The 16,359-nt window shown below is 67.9% G+C and carries 12 protein-coding genes, 1 other RNA gene and 1 pseudogene; 5 read left to right on the plus strand and 9 right to left on the minus strand.

Annotated elements, in window-relative coordinates; translation table 11 throughout:
• Nucleotides 1–7: 7 nt before the first annotated feature.
• From QMO14_RS25850 to dnaX, 5 genes are all read right to left on the minus strand, one after another.
• Nucleotides 8–1,045: an ABC transporter substrate-binding protein gene (locus tag QMO14_RS25850; RefSeq protein WP_301510655.1), complete on the minus strand. Its 1,038-nt coding sequence runs from the start codon at nt 1,043–1,045 to the stop codon at nt 8–10.
• 165 nt (nt 1,046–1,210) lie between these two features.
• On the minus strand, nt 1,211–1,603 hold the full coding sequence (locus tag QMO14_RS25855; RefSeq protein ID WP_301510656.1) for an MAPEG family protein: 393 nt from the start codon (nt 1,601–1,603) through the stop codon (nt 1,211–1,213).
• Between the two features lie 15 nt (nt 1,604–1,618).
• The gene (recR, locus tag QMO14_RS25860) at nt 1,619–2,209 is read right to left on the minus strand and encodes a recombination mediator RecR (protein WP_301510657.1); all 591 of its coding nucleotides are present in this window, start codon (nt 2,207–2,209) and stop codon (nt 1,619–1,621) included.
• Nucleotides 2,210–2,226: 17 nt separating this feature from the next.
• Nucleotides 2,227–2,559 (minus strand): YbaB/EbfC family nucleoid-associated protein, encoded by a 333-nt coding sequence (locus QMO14_RS25865; protein WP_012747441.1) that lies wholly within the window; start codon nt 2,557–2,559, stop codon nt 2,227–2,229.
• Nucleotides 2,560–2,615: 56 nt separating this feature from the next.
• Nucleotides 2,616–4,475 carry a DNA polymerase III subunit gamma/tau gene (dnaX, locus tag QMO14_RS25870; protein ID WP_301510665.1) on the minus strand — a complete coding sequence of 620 codons (1,860 nt, stop codon included), beginning with the start codon at nt 4,473–4,475 and terminating at the stop codon, nt 2,616–2,618.
• A gap of 164 nt (nt 4,476–4,639) precedes the next feature.
• On the opposite strand from dnaX, the gene ffs reads away from it, so the two are divergent.
• Nucleotides 4,640–4,736, plus strand: an RNA gene (gene ffs, locus QMO14_RS25875) — signal recognition particle sRNA small type.
• Between the two features lie 98 nt (nt 4,737–4,834).
• On the opposite strand, the gene QMO14_RS25880 is transcribed toward ffs, so the two are convergent.
• From QMO14_RS25880 to QMO14_RS25890, 3 genes are read right to left on the minus strand one after another with little or no spacing between them, the layout of a single operon-like run.
• Complete coding sequence (locus QMO14_RS25880; protein WP_301510667.1) at nt 4,835–6,073, minus strand: TIGR03862 family flavoprotein; 1,239 nt, start codon at nt 6,071–6,073, stop codon at nt 4,835–4,837.
• Nucleotides 6,070–9,333 carry an exodeoxyribonuclease V subunit beta gene (locus QMO14_RS25885; protein ID WP_301510668.1) on the minus strand — a complete coding sequence of 1,088 codons (3,264 nt, stop codon included), beginning with the start codon at nt 9,331–9,333 and terminating at the stop codon, nt 6,070–6,072. Before QMO14_RS25885 ends, QMO14_RS25880 begins: the two co-directional genes overlap by 4 nt.
• Nucleotides 9,330–11,927 carry a PD-(D/E)XK nuclease family protein gene (locus QMO14_RS25890; RefSeq protein WP_301510669.1) on the minus strand — a complete coding sequence of 866 codons (2,598 nt, stop codon included), beginning with the start codon at nt 11,925–11,927 and terminating at the stop codon, nt 9,330–9,332. The genes QMO14_RS25885 and QMO14_RS25890 overlap by 4 nt, the downstream gene beginning before the upstream one ends.
• A 151-nt stretch (nt 11,928–12,078) precedes the next feature.
• Between QMO14_RS25890 and trxA the strand changes: the two genes are divergently transcribed.
• On the plus strand, nt 12,079–12,411 hold the full coding sequence (gene trxA / locus QMO14_RS25895; protein ID WP_093431992.1) for a thioredoxin TrxA: 333 nt from the start codon (nt 12,079–12,081) through the stop codon (nt 12,409–12,411).
• 187 nt (nt 12,412–12,598) lie between these two features.
• Nucleotides 12,599–13,864 carry a transcription termination factor Rho gene (gene rho / locus QMO14_RS25900; protein ID WP_007836663.1) on the plus strand — a complete coding sequence of 422 codons (1,266 nt, stop codon included), beginning with the start codon at nt 12,599–12,601 and terminating at the stop codon, nt 13,862–13,864.
• A 54-nt stretch (nt 13,865–13,918) separates the two neighbouring features.
• On the opposite strand, the gene QMO14_RS25905 is transcribed toward rho, so the two are convergent.
• The gene (locus QMO14_RS25905) at nt 13,919–14,986 is read right to left on the minus strand and encodes an oxidoreductase (protein ID WP_301510670.1); all 1,068 of its coding nucleotides are present in this window, start codon (nt 14,984–14,986) and stop codon (nt 13,919–13,921) included.
• A gap of 182 nt (nt 14,987–15,168) precedes the next feature.
• Here QMO14_RS25905 and QMO14_RS25910 point away from each other — a divergent pair, with 182 nt between their 5' ends.
• Both QMO14_RS25910 and QMO14_RS25915 read left to right on the plus strand, forming a co-directional pair.
• Nucleotides 15,169–15,438: a type B 50S ribosomal protein L31 gene (locus QMO14_RS25910; protein ID WP_019653042.1), complete on the plus strand. Its 270-nt coding sequence runs from the start codon at nt 15,169–15,171 to the stop codon at nt 15,436–15,438.
• Between the two features lie 79 nt (nt 15,439–15,517).
• Nucleotides 15,518–16,359 (plus strand): annotated as a pseudogene (locus QMO14_RS25915) (hypothetical protein); the annotation flags it as partial.

A 16,359-nucleotide genomic window follows, 5' to 3' on the forward strand; every position in this document is an offset into this window, starting at 1 on the left:
TGCGCGGTCAGGCTTTGAACCTGTCCTTGGCGCGCCTTGCAAAATCGTTGGTGTAGGTCTTTGCGAGGTCGATCTTGTCGGCCTTCACGGTGGTGTCGAAGCTCGCGATCGCGTTCAGCGCGGTCTTGGGTCCATCGGTGGGCACGAGGCCATCGGTGGCGATCGCCTCGCGCACCTTGTCGAACGATGCGAGGTACAGCGCGCGGTCGCCGAGCAGGTAGGTCTCGGGCACCGTCTTGATGATGTCGCCCGGCCCCGCCGTCTGCAGCCACTTGAGGCCGTGCACGATGGCATTCGCCAGCGCCTGGCAGGTGTTGGGATTCTTCTGGACGAAATCGGACGAGGCATAGAGGCAGGCCGCCGGCATCGTGCCGCCGAACACCTGCTGCGTGCCCTTGAGCGTGCGCGTATCGCTGATGATCTTCACATCGCCCTTCTGCTCCAGCATCGTCATCACCGGGTCGGTGTTGCTGATGGCGTCGATCTGGCCCGAGCGCAATGCGGTGAGCGCGCCGGCCGCCACGCCCACGCCGATGTAGCTCACGTCGCTGGCCTTGAGCCCGCCGCGCGAGAGCACGAGGTTGGCCACCATGTTGGTCGACGAGCCCGGTGCCGAGACACCGATCTTCTTCCCCTTGAGATCCTGGATGCCGGTGTAGCCGGCCATGTTCTTCGTCGATACGCCCACCGCGATCTGCGGTGCGCGGCCCTGCAGCACGAAGGCCTGGAAGAACTGGTTCTTGGCCTGCAGGTTGATGGTGTGCTCGTAGGCGCCCGAGCACACATCGGCAGAGCCGCCGACAACCGCCTGCAACGCGCGGGCGCCGCCGGCGAAATCGGAAATCTCCACGTCGAGCCCTTCGGCCTTGAAGTAGCCGAGCTGCTCGGAAATGGTGAGCGGCAGGTAGTAGAACGCTGCCTTGCCACCCACCGCGATGGAGACCTTGGTCTTCTCCAGTTTGGCCTGCTGCGCAAAGACACGCGGCAACGCAACGGTTGCGGCGGCGATGGCGGAAGCAGAAATGAGAGTGCGGCGATGAAGCATGAAAACCAGCCTGAAACTGTTGCCCGAAACTGTTGCTTCTGGGCTCTGTGACTCGTAAGAAACTGAATCGAGCTTAGGGGCCGCAACACGCTGCTGCATCGGGGTCATCCCGTGCGGGTTTCCACGTAAGCACGAAGGCCTCGCCGAGAAGCCTTCGCCAGGCCTTCAGCGAGCCAGAAAAAGTATCGCGATATTGACCAGAAACGCGAGTGCCCAGACAGCACTGCGCGCACTGCCGATGCCCTTGATGTAGAGCGCGAGATAGATCGCGCGCAGCACCACGTAAGCCACCGCGAGCATGTCCAGGCGCGCCTGCGCCGCGCCGAGCTGGTGCGCGATGATCACCGCGCCGATGAAGAACGGCAGGCCCTCGAAGCTGTTGGCCTGCGCGCTGTTGGCGCGTGCGCGCCAGCCGCTTTGCTTCGCGGCCCATTCGCGCGGATGCTGGTTGTCGCGCGGACCGAAGCTGCCTGCCTTGGCGATCCATGCCGAGAGATACGGCAGCACGCAGGCGATGAGCACGCACCAGTAGGCGACGGTGAGCAACGAGAGGGTCATGCGTCGTTCGTTGTTCTACCTGCGATCCACCAGCGCGTGCGCGATGGTGCCGAGATCGACGTACTCGAGCTCGCTGCCGGCCGGCACGCCGCGCGCGAGGCGCGTCACCTTGAGGCCGCGTTGCTTCAGCCCCTCACCGATCACATGCGCGGTGGCCTCGCCTTCGGCCGTGAAGTTCGTGGCGAGAATGACCTCGCTCACCGTGCCGTCGCGCGCGCGGTCGAAGAGCTTCTGCAGCCCGATGTCCTTCGGACCCACGCCGTCGAGCGGACTGAGCTTGCCCATCAGCACGAAGTAATAGCCGCGGAAGGCTCCCGTGCGTTCGAGCGCAGCCTGGTCGGCCGGCGTCTCGACCACGCAGAGCTTGGTCGCATCGCGCCGCGTGTCGAGGCAGACGCTGCAGATCGGCGCTTCGGTGAAGGTGTTGCAGCGCTCGCAGTGCCGCACCTGCCCTGCCGCCTGCTGCAGGGCGCGCGCGAGCAGCTGCGCACCCTCGCGGTCGTGCTGCAGCAGGTGGAACGCCATGCGCGAGGCCGACTTGACGCCGACACCGGGCAGGCGGCGCAGCGCATCGACCAGGGCGTCGAGCGAACTGGCGTCTGCCATCTATGCCTGCAGCCTGTTCAGAACGGCAGCTTCATGCCGGGCGGCAGGCCGGGCATGCCGGCCGTGAGCTTGCCCATCTTCTGCTCGCTGGTTTCCTCTGCCTTGCGCACGGCGGCGTTGAAGGCGGCAGCCACGAGGTCTTCGAGCATGTCCTTGTCGTCCGCCAGCAGGCTGGGGTCGATGGTGATGCGCTTGACGTCGTGCTTGCAGGTCATGACGACCTTGACGAGGCCTGCACCGGATTCGCCTTCGACCTCGATGGTGGCCAGTTCTTCCTGGGCCTTCTTGAGGTTGTCCTGCATTGCCTGCGCCTGCTTCATGAGGCCGGCCAGTTGTCCTTTGTTGAACATCGTTGGTCCTGATCTGTCGGGTTGGAAAGTGGGTGAAGGATACGGGAGACGCGAACTCAGGCCGGCTTGAGCGTGCCGGGGACGATCTTCGCGTCGAAATCGCGCATCAGCGCCTGTACTTCGGGGTCGCTCATGATGGCCTCCTCGGCCAGGCGCTGGCGCTCGTCGGCCGCCTGCTTGTTGCGGCGCGCGGGGCTGTCGACCACGCCGCCGACCTCGATGGCGAGCTTGACGTTGTGGCCGGCGCTGTTCAGCGCGACGGTGAGCTTTTCGCGGGCGGACGGCTGGTTGAGCGTCTCGCGCTCGATGCGCAGCAGCCACTGATCGGTGTCTCGGCCCACCAGTTGCGACTGCAGGGCGAGCTCGCGCGCCAGCGCCGTGATGGCCTCGGCCGCGACCAGCTGCGTGACCGTGGCGTACCAGAAGTCGCCGTCCTCGCTGGTCGGAATGGGGGTGAAGGTGCTGCGCGGCTCACTGGGGCCCGGGGTATCTCGGGCACTTGGCGGCGGCTGCACGCGGATGGGCACGCCGACGACCTTGGCGGGAGCATCCCCGGCGCTGCCGGGCCGGGGCTCGGCCTGCCGGGGTTCGTCGACCACGGCGAGGCGGTGGCCTGCGGGAACCGGTGCCGATTGCGTTGGGGCGGATGCAACCGGCGACTCCAATGGAGGCCTGGCAGCCATGGGAGCAACGGGAGCCGGGGCTGGCGCAGGTGGCGCAACGCGCACCGCAGGAGCCTGCGGCGGCACGGCCGCAGCTTCATTCAGAGTTTTTTTTTCCGGGGTAGCCGTCGAAGCGGCCGCGCTGGATGGCTTGAAGGCCAGCAGCCGCAGCAGCACCATGGTCAGCGCGGCGTACTCGTCGGGTGCCAGGCCCAGCTCGCCACGGCCGTGCAGGCACAGGCTGTAGAGCAGCTGGGTTTCGTCGGCCGGCATCAGCGCCGCGAGGCGCGCGGTGTCGGCCGCGTCGGGATCGGTGGCGGCATCGGCCGATTCCGCGCGCGAGGGCACGGCCTGCAGCACCGCCATGGCCTGCAGCACGGCCGTCATTTCTTCCAGCGTGGAGGCGGCGGACATGCCGTCGACGCGCAGCGCTTCGGAAGTCTCGACCACCGTCTTGCCGTCGCCCTGCGCCAGCGCCTCGATCAGGCGGAACACATGGCCGCGATCGACGCTGCCGAGCATCTGGCGCACGCCGGCTTCAACGAGCTCGCCGTTGCCGAAGGCGATGGCCTGGTCGGTGAGCGAGAGCGCGTCGCGCATCGAGCCGCGCGCCGCGCGCGCCAGCAGGCGCAGCGCCTGCGGCTCGGCCGGCACGCTTTCGGTCTGCAACACGGCAGTGAGGTGTTCGAGCACTGTCTCGGGCGCCATCGGCCGCAGGTTGAACTGCAGGCAACGCGACAGCACCGTCACCGGCACCTTCTGCGGGTCGGTCGTGGCCAGCACGAACTTGAGGTACTCGGGCGGCTCCTCGAGCGTCTTGAGCATCGCGTTGAACGCGGTGTTCGTGAGCATGTGCACTTCGTCGATCATGAAGACCTTGAAGCGCCCCTGCACCGGCTTGTAGACCGCCTGTTCGAGCAGCGACTGCACCTCGTCCACGCCACGGTTGGAGGCCGCGTCGAGCTCGGTGTAGTCCACGAAGCGGCCCGCGTCGATGTCGCGGCAGGCCTGGCAGACGCCGCACGGCGTGGCCGTGATGCCACCCTGCCCGTCCGGTCCCTGGCAGTTGAGCGACTTCGCAAGAATGCGCGAAACCGTGGTCTTGCCGACACCCCGGGTGCCGGTAAAGAGATAAGCGTGGTGCAGGCGCTGCGTCGTCAGCGCGTTCTCGAGCGCCTGAACCACATGCCCCTGGCCGACCATCTCACCGAAGGTTTTCGGGCGGAACTTGCGGGCGAGCACGAGATAAGACATTGCGGGCATTCTAAAAGGCGCGAAGCTCCCCTCCCGATACCTCGGCAGGGGCTTTTCGCGGGACACCGAGGATCCGGCTTTGCCGGTCCTCCGGTGTCGCCCCCAGCAGGGGGTTGGCGAAGCGACACGAAGTGCGCGCAGCCTGGGGGGTTACAATATGCCCTGACGGGCCTCCCTGCATGGTGAAGTGGCCAACCGGGTCAGGTGGGGAACCAAGCAGCCCTAACTGCGTAGTCAGTGCCAGGGGTAAGGCTCGTCAACTTCTTCAGCGGTTTCGTTTCATTCCATGCGAAATGAAACGGGGCCCGCAAAAACAGCTCTCCAGCGACAAAGAACTCCGGCGGCACAGGGCCTTTTCTTCAAAGGCCTAGCCGCTGGATGGCGCCGCGCGCAGCCGCGGCGCCGCTGGCCATCGAAGCCGTCAGCAGGTAGCCGCCGGTCGGCGCTTCCCAATCGAGCATCTCTCCCGCCACGAACACGCTTGCCAGTGCCTTCGACATGAGCTGCGCGTCCAGCGCATCGAAGCGCACGCCGCCCGCCGTGCTGATGGCTTCGTCGATCGGCCGCGCCGCGGCGAGCTTCAACGGCACGGCCTTGATGGTCGCGGCGAGCTGCTCCGGGTCGTGCATTGCCTCACGGCTCAGCGCCTCGTGCAGCACGCCGGCCTTGATGCCTTCCAGGCCGAGCCTGCTCTTGAGATGGCTGCTGAGCGACCGCGCCCCGCGCGGATGCTTCACCGCGGCCAGCACCTGCTCTGCACTGCGATCCGGCAGCAGATCAAGCAACAGCGTCGCGCTTCCCTTTTCGGCGATCTCGTCGCGCAGCAGCGCCGAGGCTGCATAGATCAGGCTGCCCTCGATGCCGGTCGCGGTCGCGACGAACTCGCCCTTGCGCGCGAAATGCCGTCCGTGGCTGTCGGTGAACGAAATCGCGACCGACTTGAAGGGCTGGCCTGCGAAGCGACTGGAGAAATGCTCGCTCCAGCCCGAGCCGTCGAAGCCGCAGTTGGCCGGCTGCAGCGGCGCGACTTCCACGCCCTTCGCCTCCAGCCAAGGCGCCCAAGCACCATCGGAACCGAGCCGCGCCCAGCTTGCGCCGCCCAGCGCCAGCACGACGGCATCGGCGCTGGCCGTGGCCTCGCCGGCCGGCGTCGCGAATCGCAGCGATGCCGGGTCGAAGACTCCCTCGCCCACCCAGCGATGCCGCATGTGGAACTGCACACCCGCCGCGCGCAGCCGGTGCAGCCACGCACGCAGCAGCGGCGCGGCCTTCATGTCGGTCGGAAACACGCGCCCCGAGGTGCCCACGAAGGTCTCGATGCCCAGGCCGCTCGCCCATGCACGCACCTGCTGCGGCCCGAACAGCGCGAGCATCGGCTCCAGCTGCGCGCGGCGCTCGCCGAAGCGGCTCATGAACGCATCGAAGGGCTCGGAGTGCGTGAGGTTCAGCCCGCCGCGGCCGGCCAGCAGGAACTTGCGTCCCACCGAGGGCATCGCGTCGTAGACGTGCACTTGCGCGCCGGACGCGCTCAGAACTTCAGCCGCCATCAGGCCGGCGGGTCCGCCGCCGATGACGGCGACGGTGGGGGAAACAGTCATTCGAGATTCACCAGTTCGCCCAGCCCGGTGAGGAACGCGACACGCACGGTGGCACCGGGATAGGCATGTTGCACTGCCACGCGATAGCGCTGCATCTGTGCGATCAGCGCGGCGTCCTTTTCGGGGCGCGCCGCGGATTTGTAGTCGAGCACCCACCAGACGCCGCTGTCGCGCTCGCGCACCAGCCTGTCGATGCGCAGGGTCTCGCCTTCGTGCACCAGCGTGACTTCATTGCCATGCCAGTCGACCCTGCGATCGTCCCACACCCAGGCCCCCTCGCCCGCGCGGATGCGCTGCGCCAGCGCGGCAGCACCGCGCGCCTGCTGCGCATCGAGCAGGAATTCGCGGGCGGCGGCGCGAACATGGGCAGCCGGCAGCGGCTCGCCCGGCACGGCCCATTCGAGCAGCCGGTGCATGGCCTGCCCGAAGGCGGCGGCTCGCGCGTCGACCGTGGTGGCGGCCGCCTTCTTCGCGGACGGCTGCTCGGCAGGCTCGGGCGCCTCCGGCATGCGCTTCATTGCAAAGCTGCCCGCACCGGCTTCGGTCGGCAGCGCCACCAGCGGCTCGTCAGCCTCGGTGGGCTCGCACAGCGGCTGCAGTCGCGACCACCAGCTGCCTTCATTGGCACGCGCCGGCTTCACCGACGAGAGCACCAGCCGCTCGCGCGCCCGCGTGACGGCGACGTAGAGGCCGTTGAGCTCCTCGCGATGGCGCGCGCGCTGCTCCTCCTCGAGCAGCGCGACGGCGCAGGCCGGCGGCGTCTTCTCGCTCGCGAGGAATACGAAGCGCGTCGGCGCGCTGTCGCTGCCCTTCCACTCGACCAGCACGCCCATGGTCTGGGCCCGCGGCGCAGGAGCGTCGCAGTCGAGCATGAGCACCGTATCGGCCTCCAGCCCCTTGGCGCCGTGCACGGTCAGCAGTTGCACCGCCTCAGGCGCGGTCACGGTCGGCGCCCGCACGCCGCCTGCGCGCAGCGCGCGCACCAGCGCATAGGGCGTTGCGAATCGCGCGCCGTCGATGTCGAGCGACGCCGACAGCACGCCCCGCAGGTTGGCCAGCGCACTCTGACGCATCGCGGCCGGCACGGCGGCGCCGAACTTCGCGAGCAGGTCGCCGTCGTGGAAGATCGCGTCGAGCGCGTCGTGGGGCGGCAGCGTCATCAGCCAGCGCTGCCAACGCTTGAGCCTGACGCCGGCCTCGACAAGCACCGGCGGCAGGCTTTCGTCCTTCTGGATCAGCGAGAACCAGCTCACGGGGCCGCGCTCGCGCTGGCGCAGCGCGAGCTGCACCAGGGCCTCGTCGTCGATGCCGAACACCGGTGACTTCAGCGCCCTGGCAAGAGAAAGATCGTGCGCGGGCGACACCAGCGCGTCGATCAGCGCAACCACGTCCTGCACCTCGGGTGCGTCGTGGAGGTCGTTCTTCTCGGGCTGCTGCACGGGAATGTGGCGCTGGCGCAGCGCGTCCTGCATGGCCGAGAGTCGGCTGCGCCTGCGCGCCAGCACCATGATGCGGCTGGGCTGGGTGCCGTCAGCGATGCGCTGCGCCACCCATCGGGCGGCCTGCTCGCATTCCGTCTGCAGCAGCTGCTCCTCGGGCAGCACGCGCGGCGTGATGAGGCTGTCGCGCCAGTGCAGCATGCCGTCGTCGGCGGGAGCGGCTTCGGCCGTGCCGCCGCCGACCGCGTCGCGGTCGATGGCCGGCAGCCGCAGCAGTTCGCCATCGTCGCGGCGCTCGGTGGTGTGGGCGCGGTAGCCATCGAACTCGCCGGCCTCCTGCGCGGCAAGCATCGCCGCGTTGACCAGCCCGACCACCGACTGCGCGTTGCGGTGCGTGTGGTCGCAGTTCAGCAGCTCGCCATCGAGCCCTTCGCGAACGAACTTCTTCGCGGCGATGAACACCTGCGGCTCGGCGCGGCGGAAGCGGTAGATGCTCTGCTTCGGGTCGCCCACGATGAACACGCGCGGCGCACGGCCCTGCGCGCCGGTGTAGGCGCTGAGCCACCCATAGAGCGCCTGCCACTGCAGCGGGTTGGTGTCCTGGAATTCGTCGATCAGCAGGTGCGCGATGCGCGCGTCGAGCCGCTCCTGCACCCAGCCCGAGAGGGCCGACTGGCCCAGCAGCAGCTGCGCCGCCTGCTCGACGTCGTTCATGTCGACCCAGCCGTGCGCACGCTTCACATCGGCGAAGGCAGCGATCAGCAGGCGCGTGAGGCGCGTCATGCGCTGCTGGTAGAGCCAGGCGGCGTGCTGGGCCTGCGCGGCGCACAGCACCTGCAGCTCGGCCTCGGCCTCCTGCGCGGCGGGGAACTTCTGCAGGTTCTTGTTGAGGCGGTCTTCCGTCGCCACGAAGAAGTTCTTGCGCAGGTGGGCGAACGCAGCGACCAGCGCATCGCCGGCCGGCTCGCCCGAGCCGAACACGTCGATGATCGCTTCGGCCGCCTTCTGCGGCGTCTTGTTGCTCTCGCGGCCCAGCGCGGCGGCTCGGTCGAGCCAGCGGCGGCGGACCGGCTCGCCGCGCAGGGCTTCGGTCGGCTCGTCCAGCCCTTCGAGCGTCGGGTGGAGCGCGCTGAAATGCTGGACCGCGTTCTCCGCGTCGGCCAGCGAGAACTCCACGCGCTTCGACAGCGCCTCGCCCAGCGCCTTGGCCGTCTGCGAGCGGCCGTGCGTGGCGACGACGGCGTAGTAGTCGGCCAGCGCCTCCTTGCTGGCGGTCACGGCCTCGAAGAAAGGCCGCCAGGTGTGGCCCCGCGCCTCCGCGTCGTCTTCGAGCAGCTCGTAGTTCGACGGCAGGCCCAGTTCGCGCAGCACCGCGAGCGGCGCGTTGCGCAGCAAGCCCGCGAACCAGGCGTGGAAGGTACGGAACTGCACCGGCCTGCCGCCTTCGAGCAGGCGCCGGTAGAGTCCCTTGAGGCGCGGTACCGCGGCCGAGGCCGCAACCGGCTCCATGCCGCGCATCACCAGCTGGGCGACCAGTTCTTCCTGCGGGCGCTCGGCGAAATCTTCCAGCCACTGGTCGAGGCGTTCGCGCATCTCGCCGGCAGCCTTCTTCGTGAAGGTGATGGCCAGGATCTCGTGCGGCTCGCAGGCGGTGTCGCCTTCTTCGAGCAGCGCGCGCAGGATGCGCGAGACCAGCATCCAGGTCTTGCCCGCGCCGGCGCAGGCCTCGACCGCGACAGAGCGGCGTGGATCGCAAGCGACGGTGTAGAAGGCCTCGCGCGTGACGTGCCGGCCGTTGTGTTCGTAGGCTGCGCCGCTCATTGCGTGTCGCCTCCAGTGGCTTCGACGCCCGGCGGCGGGGCCGCCTCGTCCCAGAAGTCCTTGCGGCACAGGCCCCGCGCGGCGCAGTAGTCGCAGACGGCGCCCTCGCCCAGCGGCGGCAGCGCCGCGCCCTGCGCGATGCGCCTGAAGTCTTCGATGATGCCGGCCACCAGCGCATCGCGCGCCTCGACCACGGCGGGCTGCTCGACGGTCTGCGTGCCGGCGGCCTTCTCGCCCACGTTGACGTAAGCCGCGCGCAGGGTGTCGTCGGCCACCAGCGCGGCGTAGAAGGCCAGCTGGGTGTCTTCTGTGGGGTCCTTCACGCGCTCCTTGCTGACGGCGGCGGACTCGGTCTTGTAGTCGATCACGAAGGCCTGGCCATCGGGCATGCGGTCGATGCGGTCGAGCCGGCCGATCAGGCGCAGGTCGCCCAGCGCCTGCTCCTTCCAGGGCTCGGACTCGGCGAAGACGGCGCCGGCCGCCTCGTGCCCTGTGAGCCAGGCGAGGTAGCCGTCGCGCACGGCGGGCCATGCGGCGGCGAAGGGCAGGAACTCGGCGTCGGAGAGTCCTAGTTCCTGCGTCGAAAGGCGGGCCGCCTCTTCGATGAAGGCGATGCGCTGCTGCGCATCCTGTGTCGGTGCTTCGGCCAGCGCCTCGTGGAAGTGGCCGAGCACGGCATGCAGCCAGTTGCCGAAGTCTCGCTTGTCGACCTCGGCATCGAGCTCGTCGGCGCTGCGCAGGCCAAGCTGGCGCAGCGCGAAAAAACGATAGGGGCAGCGGCGCAGGTCTTCGTAGACGCTGGTGGAGATGTTCTGCAGCGGCAGGAGCGCGCCGGAGGGCATCGGGTAGCCGGTCGGCTTGATGGCCACTTCGCGCGGCGTGCGCGGGTCGGCAGAGGGTTGCAGCGCGTGGTCGAGCTGAAGCGCCTGCACGAGCGGGCTGGGTCGCACCGGCTCACCGCTGGCGTCCGAATGACGCCAGATGAGCTCGCACGAGGGGTTGCGCAGGGCCGCGGCCCAGGCTGCGCGCTGCGCGGTTTCGAGCGCCTCGCGCGACGGCAGGCCCAGCTCAAGGCGCTGGGCGGCGCTCCAGTTGCCGGGCGGTTCCGGCGACGCAGGCAGGCGGCGGTCGTCGCAGCCCGGCACGACCACCGCGCCGAAGGAGCGGCCCAGCAGTTGGTAGAGAGGCAACACAACGACCCGCGGAGCTTCGTCCCCCGCCGGAGGCACGAAGCTGGCGTCCTCCAGCACGTCGCGGACCCAGGCGGTGAACTCGGCCAGGGTGTGGCGGCCGCCGGGGAACTCGTCTTCGTCGTCGCCGTGCGCGCCGGCGTCGAGCCATAGCGCGCCGATCACCTTGCCGCCGGCCAAGTCCTCCTCGAGCAAGGCCCATTGGCCGCTGGCCTCCAGCAGTTCGCGCAGCGCGCGCAGCCATTCGGCCAACGGGCGCGAGCGGGCCATGGGCGCGCGGCGCACCTCGATGGCCTCGGTGAAGACGAGCAGCGCGCTGTCCTTGGACTTCTCGCTGCGGGTCATCAGGGCGCACCAGGTCGACCAGTCGCGCATGGCCTCCTGGCGCAGGCGGGCTTCGAGCGACTGGACGGCGGGCGCATCGCCGTCGGCGCCGCTCTTGAGCCATTCGAGCACCTGGTCGCTGGTGGCGTCGTGGGCGCAGGCGCGCAGCGCGCTCATCAGCGTTGCGGCGGCGCGGGTGGTCGAGAGCTTCCAGCCCGTTTCGTCGTGCGTGACGACGCCCTGCGCGGCGAGCTGGGCGCTGATGCGGCGCGTGAGCGCGCGATCGGTCGCCACCAGCGCGACAGGTGCGCGGCCTTCGGCCAGGTGGCGCAGCACGCAGGCGGCGGCAAGCTCGGCCTCGTCCTCGGGGTCGAGGGCAACGTGGGAGGCGCAGACCTGTGTGGGCGCGCCCGAAGGCACGAGCGAGAGATGAAGCGCGTGATCGCCCCACAGCTTGCAGAGCGACTGGGTGAGCGGATCGGCCTGGAAGCCTTCGAGCACGATCAGCGCGTCGACCTGGGCCCGCGTGGATTCGCGCTGCAGCACGTCGGTGGCATAGCCCGAGGTGGAGGTCCACGCGACGGCGATGCGGATCAGCGCGCTTTCGATGCGGAACCATTCCGACTCGCTGCCGGCATCGGCCACGCTCGCCGCGCGCCGGGCCCATTCGCCGCCGCGCTCCTCCGGCGTTACCGCCGCAGCCAGTGGGCCGAGCTGATAGGCAAGCTCGACGACGCGCCCGGCCAGGGCGAAGCGCTCGGCATGGAAGCCCGCCTGCGAGAGCAGGGCCTGGGCCGTGACCAGGTCGCGCGCCATGTCATGGGCGATGTCGTAGCCCATCGGCACGAAGCCGCCCGCGCTGCGGGCCCAGTTGTGGGTGGTCTCGAATCGCGGCACGAAGCCGGGGCTGCCGCAGCGCGCCCACATGGCGCGCGCCACGCCCATCAGCTGCGCATAAGGCACCAGCACCACGGTTCGGGCGGCATGCAGCTGGCGTTCGGCGAGCGCGCGGACGATCCGCGCGACGACGCCGTCGGCTGGATCGCACCACAGGGCCTGCACGGGGTGGCCTTCGTTCATTCAGTTCTATCGAGGGGTTGGAGAGCGCATCGTGCAAGGGCTTTGGCTATCGCCGCCATAGCGTCTCCGCACGGAACGCCACCCCTTGGTTTCTGTCACAATGACCAGCACTTTAGCTGCACCGAAACTCTCTGCGCACAAGGATCCACACATGGCCAGCGAACTCATCAAACACATCTCCGATTCCTCCTTCGAGGCCGACGTGCTCAAGTCCAGCCAGCCTGTTCTGGTCGACTACTGGGCCGAATGGTGCGGCCCCTGCAAGATGATCGCGCCCATCCTGGACGAAGTGTCGGCTGCATACGAAGGCAAGCTGCAGATCGCCAAGCTGAATGTGGACGAGAACCGCGACATCCCCGCCAAGTTCGGCATCCGCGGCATCCCCACCCTGATGCTGTTCAAGGACGGCCAGTTGGCTGCCACCAAGGTCGGCGCGATGAGCAAGGCCCAGCTCACGGCCTTCATCGACCAGCAGCTCGCCTGAGCGACATTTCAACCGGCCAGCGCGCAATGCGTTGGCCGGCGCGTTTTTCCTGTCATAATCACGCCCAGATCACCGGTCCTTCCACTCAAAGGCAACCGGTTCGAGTTCCCCGGTTGGTGAGGCAGTTCTAGCTTCACGTTCAACCTCCCCCCGTTTTCCGTTCGATTACCCCGCGAGGGGTCATTCCATGCACTTAAACGAACTCAAGGCACTCCACGTGTCTGAAGTCCTCAAGCAGGCTGAAGCGCTCGAGATCGAAAACGTCGGCCGCATGCGCAAGCAGGAGCTGATGTTTGCGATCATCAAGAAGCGCGCCAAAGCCGGCGAGCAGGTCTTCGCCGACGGCGTGCTCGAAATACTGCCCGATGGCTTCGGCTTCCTGCGCAGCCCCGACACCAGCTTCACGGCCAGCACCGACGACATCTACATCTCGCCCAGTCAGGTGCGCCGCTTCAACCTGCACACCGGCGACATGATCGAAGGCGAGGTGCGCACGCCCAAGGACGGCGAGCGCTACTTCGCGCTGACCAAGCTCGACAAAGTCAACGACGGCCCACCCGAGCAGAACAAGCACAAGGTGATGTTCGAGAACCTGACGCCGCTGTTCCCCAAGGAGCAGATGAAGCTCGAGCGCGACGGCATCAAGGGCGACGAGAACATCACGGGCCGCATCATCGACATCATCGCCCCCATCGGCAAAGGCCAGCGCGCCCTGCTCGTCGCGCCGCCCAAGAGCGGCAAGACGGTGATGATGCAGCACATCGCACACGCCATCAGCGCCAACTACCCGGACGTCCACATGATGGTGCTGCTCGTGGACGAGCGCCCCGAAGAAGTGACCGAAATGCAGCGCACGGTGAAGGGCGAGGTCATTGCCTCGACCTTCGACGAGCCCGCCGCGCGCCACGTGCACGTGGCCGAAATGGTGATCGAGCGCGCCAAGCGACTGGTCGAGCTCAAGAAGGACGTGGTGATCCTGCTCGACTCCATCACCCGCCTGGCCCGCGCCTACAACAACGTCGTGCCCTCGTCGGGCAAGGTGCTGACCGGCGGTGTCGATTCCAATGCGCTGCAGCGTCCCAAGCGCTTCCTGGGCGCCGCGCGCAACGTGGAAGAAGGCGGCTCGCTGACCATCATCGGCACCGCGCTGATCGACACCGGCAGCCGCATGGACGAAGTGATCTTCGAAGAGTTCAAGGGCACCGGCAACTCGGAAATCCACCTCGACCGCCGCCTGTACGAAAAGCGCGTGTTCCCTTCGATCCAGCTCAACCGCAGCGGCACGCGTCGCGAAGAACTGCTGCTGGCCCCCGAGATCCTCCAGAAGACCCGCATCCTGCGCCAGCTCATGTACAACATGGACGAGATCGAGTCGATGGAGCTGATGCTCAAGAACATGAAGGCGACGAAGACCAATGTCGAGTTCTTCGACATGATGCGTCGCGGCGGCTGAGCAACACGCTCTTGCGCAAAAGCGCGTTGGCCCTTGCGGGTCAACGCGCTTTTTTCATGGGCGCCGTGTTGGCAAGGCGCGGCCTTCAAGTGCGCTTTGGCGGCCGAGGTCGAGCAGTTCCATCAGCTCGACAGCCTGTTCGGGCGGCACCGGATTCGGGCCGCGGCCGAGGATGGCGTCGCGCACTGCGGCGTAGTAGTTGACATAGTTTCCGGGATGCGTGGGAACGCTGCGCCTGGCAGGTACCCCGTTGCTGTCGATCAGCGTGAGTTCGCCATCCAGCGGATCGGCGCCCCAACCTTCCGTCGGCGGCCTCTGCCCTGCGCGCAGCGCATCTTCCTGGGTATCGACGCCATGCTTGACGTAGCTTCCGCGCGTGCCGTGCACGATGTAGCGTGGCGCGGCATGCGCCGCCAGCGTCGTCGAATGCAGCACCACGCGCAGCGGCGCATGCGGCCCCGTCTCATAGCGCAGCACGGCATGGAAGTAGTCCTCGACCACGGCGCCGTCGCGCAGGACCGCGGTGTCGAGCTGGATCGTGTCGGGGCGGCTGAAAAGCTGCACCGCCTGGTCGATCAGATGGGAACCCAGGTCGACCCAGAGGCCCGAGCCGGGCACCGCCTGTTCGCGCCAGCGCTCCTTCACTTCGGGACGGAAACGGTCGAAATGGGACTCCAGGTACACCGGGCGACCCAACTCGCCGGAGGAGAGGAGTTTCTTGAGCGTCAGAAAATCGGAATCGAAGCGGCGGTTCTGGTAGACCGCCAAGAGGCGATTGTTGCGTTTCGACAACAATTCAAGCTCCCTCGCCTCGGCCACGTCCAGCGTGAAGGGCTTGTCGACCACCACGTGCTTGCCGGCCTCCAGCGCCGCCTTGGCGACCGGATGGTGCTGGGCATTGGGGGTGGCGACCACGATCAAGTCGATGTCGGCGCGACCCACAAGCGCGGAAACGTCGGGAACGACCGCCGCGCCGGGCCAGTCTGCATGCACCTTGTGCGGCTGCGAGCTGGCCACGGCTGCCAGCTCCAGCCCCGGAACGGCTGACAGAACGGGAGCGTGGAAGGTCTGGCCGGCAAATCCATAGCCGACAAGGCCCACGCGCAGGGCTGTGGAAGTCATTGGGAGCCTTCGGTTTGCTCGAAAATGGGGCAGTATGCGATAATCGCTGGCTCCGCGAAAAGTGCGGTCAGGCAGCTTCGCCTGGCTCCTCGGGTCTTCCCCGGGGCAGCGCGCCAATCCCGGCACGCTGGTGGCTCTCGCATCGACCGCGCATTGATTCCAAAAGCGCAAAAGGAAACACCATGGCAAAAGAAGGCATCCACCCGAATTACCGCGAAGTCCTGTTCGTCGACATGTCGAACGGCTTCAAGTTCGTGACCCGTTCGTGCGCGAACACCAAGGAAATGGGCAAGACCGACGACGGCCGCGAACTGCCGCTGTTCAAGCTCGATACCACGAGCGAATCGCACCCGTTCTACACCGGCACGCAGAAGTCGGTCGACAACATGGGCGGCCGCGTCGAGAAGTTCCGCAACCGCTTCGGCAAGACCACCGGCGCCGCCTCGAAGTAAGGCTCGCGCTTTTGCGTCGAGGGCAGCCCGGTTTACCGCGCTGCCCTTTTTCTTTCCCACTCCCGCCTTTGCCCACCACTTGAACCAGCCCACCCCCGCGATCGTTGCCCAGAGCGCCGTGCGCCGGCTGCCGCGCATCGCGTTGCTTCTGCTCTGCGCGGCCTATCTGCTGCCTGGGCTGGTTGGCCGGGGTCCGTGGAAGAGCGCCGACATCTCTGCCTTCGGCTACATGGCCGAGTTGGCTCGCAGCACCGAAGGCATCGCACGCTGGCTCGACCCGATGCTGTTGGGCCTGCGGCCGGAAACGCCCGCCCTGGTCCCGTATTGGATCGGCGCCGTGGCCATCAAGATCGCCCCCGCGTGGCTCAACCCTGATCTGGCTGTTCGTATCGCGTTCGCGTTCCTGCTCTGGGGCACCTTCACGGCCACCTGGTACGCCGTGTACTACCTGGCCCGCACGGCACGCGCTCAGCCCGTGGCCTTTGCCTTCGGAGGAGAAGCCCGGCCGACCGATTACGCGCGAGCCATTGCCGATGGCGGCCTGCTGGCGCTGATCGCCTGCCTCGGCCTCGCACAGCTCGGCCACGAGACAACACCCGCGCTGGCCCAGCTCTTCTTTGCCTCGAGCCTCTTCTATGGCGTGGCCGCACTGCCCTATCGCCGGGCCGGCCCGGTGACCGCGCTGGCCGTGGGCACCATGGGCATCACGCTGAGCGGCGCGCCCACCGTCGGGCTCGCGCTGGCCATCGGCTGCGTAATCTACGTCGCATACGAGCGCAGGCTGGCGGCCCGGTCCGCCAGCGAAGACTTCGGCATCGACGATGAGAGCGTCGGCCCAGGCTACACGCGGGGAGCCCTTCTCACGATGATCGGCATCACCGCGCTCGCCGCGGTGATGGTCTTCAGCCTGAAGCTACCGAC

The organism is Variovorax sp. CAN15 (assembly GCF_030462475.1).
Lineage (GTDB): Bacteria > Pseudomonadota > Gammaproteobacteria > Burkholderiales > Burkholderiaceae_C > Variovorax.

What these genes read in the sequence shown, in the direction of transcription:
- rho (WP_007836663.1), top strand. Translation starts at nt 12,599, where the DNA reads ATGCACTTAAACGAACTCAAGGCACTCCACGTGTCTGAAGTCCTCAAG.
- QMO14_RS25890 (WP_301510669.1), bottom strand. Translation starts at nt 11,927, where the DNA reads ATGAACGAAGGCCACCCCGTGCAGGCCCTGTGGTGCGATCCAGCCGAC.
- QMO14_RS25905 (WP_301510670.1), bottom strand. Translation starts at nt 14,986, where the DNA reads ATGACTTCCACAGCCCTGCGCGTGGGCCTTGTCGGCTATGGATTTGCC.
- QMO14_RS25850 (WP_301510655.1), bottom strand. Translation starts at nt 1,045, where the DNA reads ATGCTTCATCGCCGCACTCTCATTTCTGCTTCCGCCATCGCCGCCGCA.
- dnaX (WP_301510665.1), bottom strand. Translation starts at nt 4,475, where the DNA reads ATGTCTTATCTCGTGCTCGCCCGCAAGTTCCGCCCGAAAACCTTCGGT.
- QMO14_RS25865 (WP_012747441.1), bottom strand. Translation starts at nt 2,559, where the DNA reads ATGTTCAACAAAGGACAACTGGCCGGCCTCATGAAGCAGGCGCAGGCA.
- QMO14_RS25855 (WP_301510656.1), bottom strand. Translation starts at nt 1,603, where the DNA reads ATGACCCTCTCGTTGCTCACCGTCGCCTACTGGTGCGTGCTCATCGCC.
- QMO14_RS25885 (WP_301510668.1), bottom strand. Translation starts at nt 9,333, where the DNA reads ATGAGCGGCGCAGCCTACGAACACAACGGCCGGCACGTCACGCGCGAG.
- trxA (WP_093431992.1), top strand. Translation starts at nt 12,079, where the DNA reads ATGGCCAGCGAACTCATCAAACACATCTCCGATTCCTCCTTCGAGGCC.
- recR (WP_301510657.1), bottom strand. Translation starts at nt 2,209, where the DNA reads ATGGCAGACGCCAGTTCGCTCGACGCCCTGGTCGATGCGCTGCGCCGC.
- QMO14_RS25880 (WP_301510667.1), bottom strand. Translation starts at nt 6,073, where the DNA reads ATGACTGTTTCCCCCACCGTCGCCGTCATCGGCGGCGGACCCGCCGGC.
- QMO14_RS25910 (WP_019653042.1), top strand. Translation starts at nt 15,169, where the DNA reads ATGGCAAAAGAAGGCATCCACCCGAATTACCGCGAAGTCCTGTTCGTC.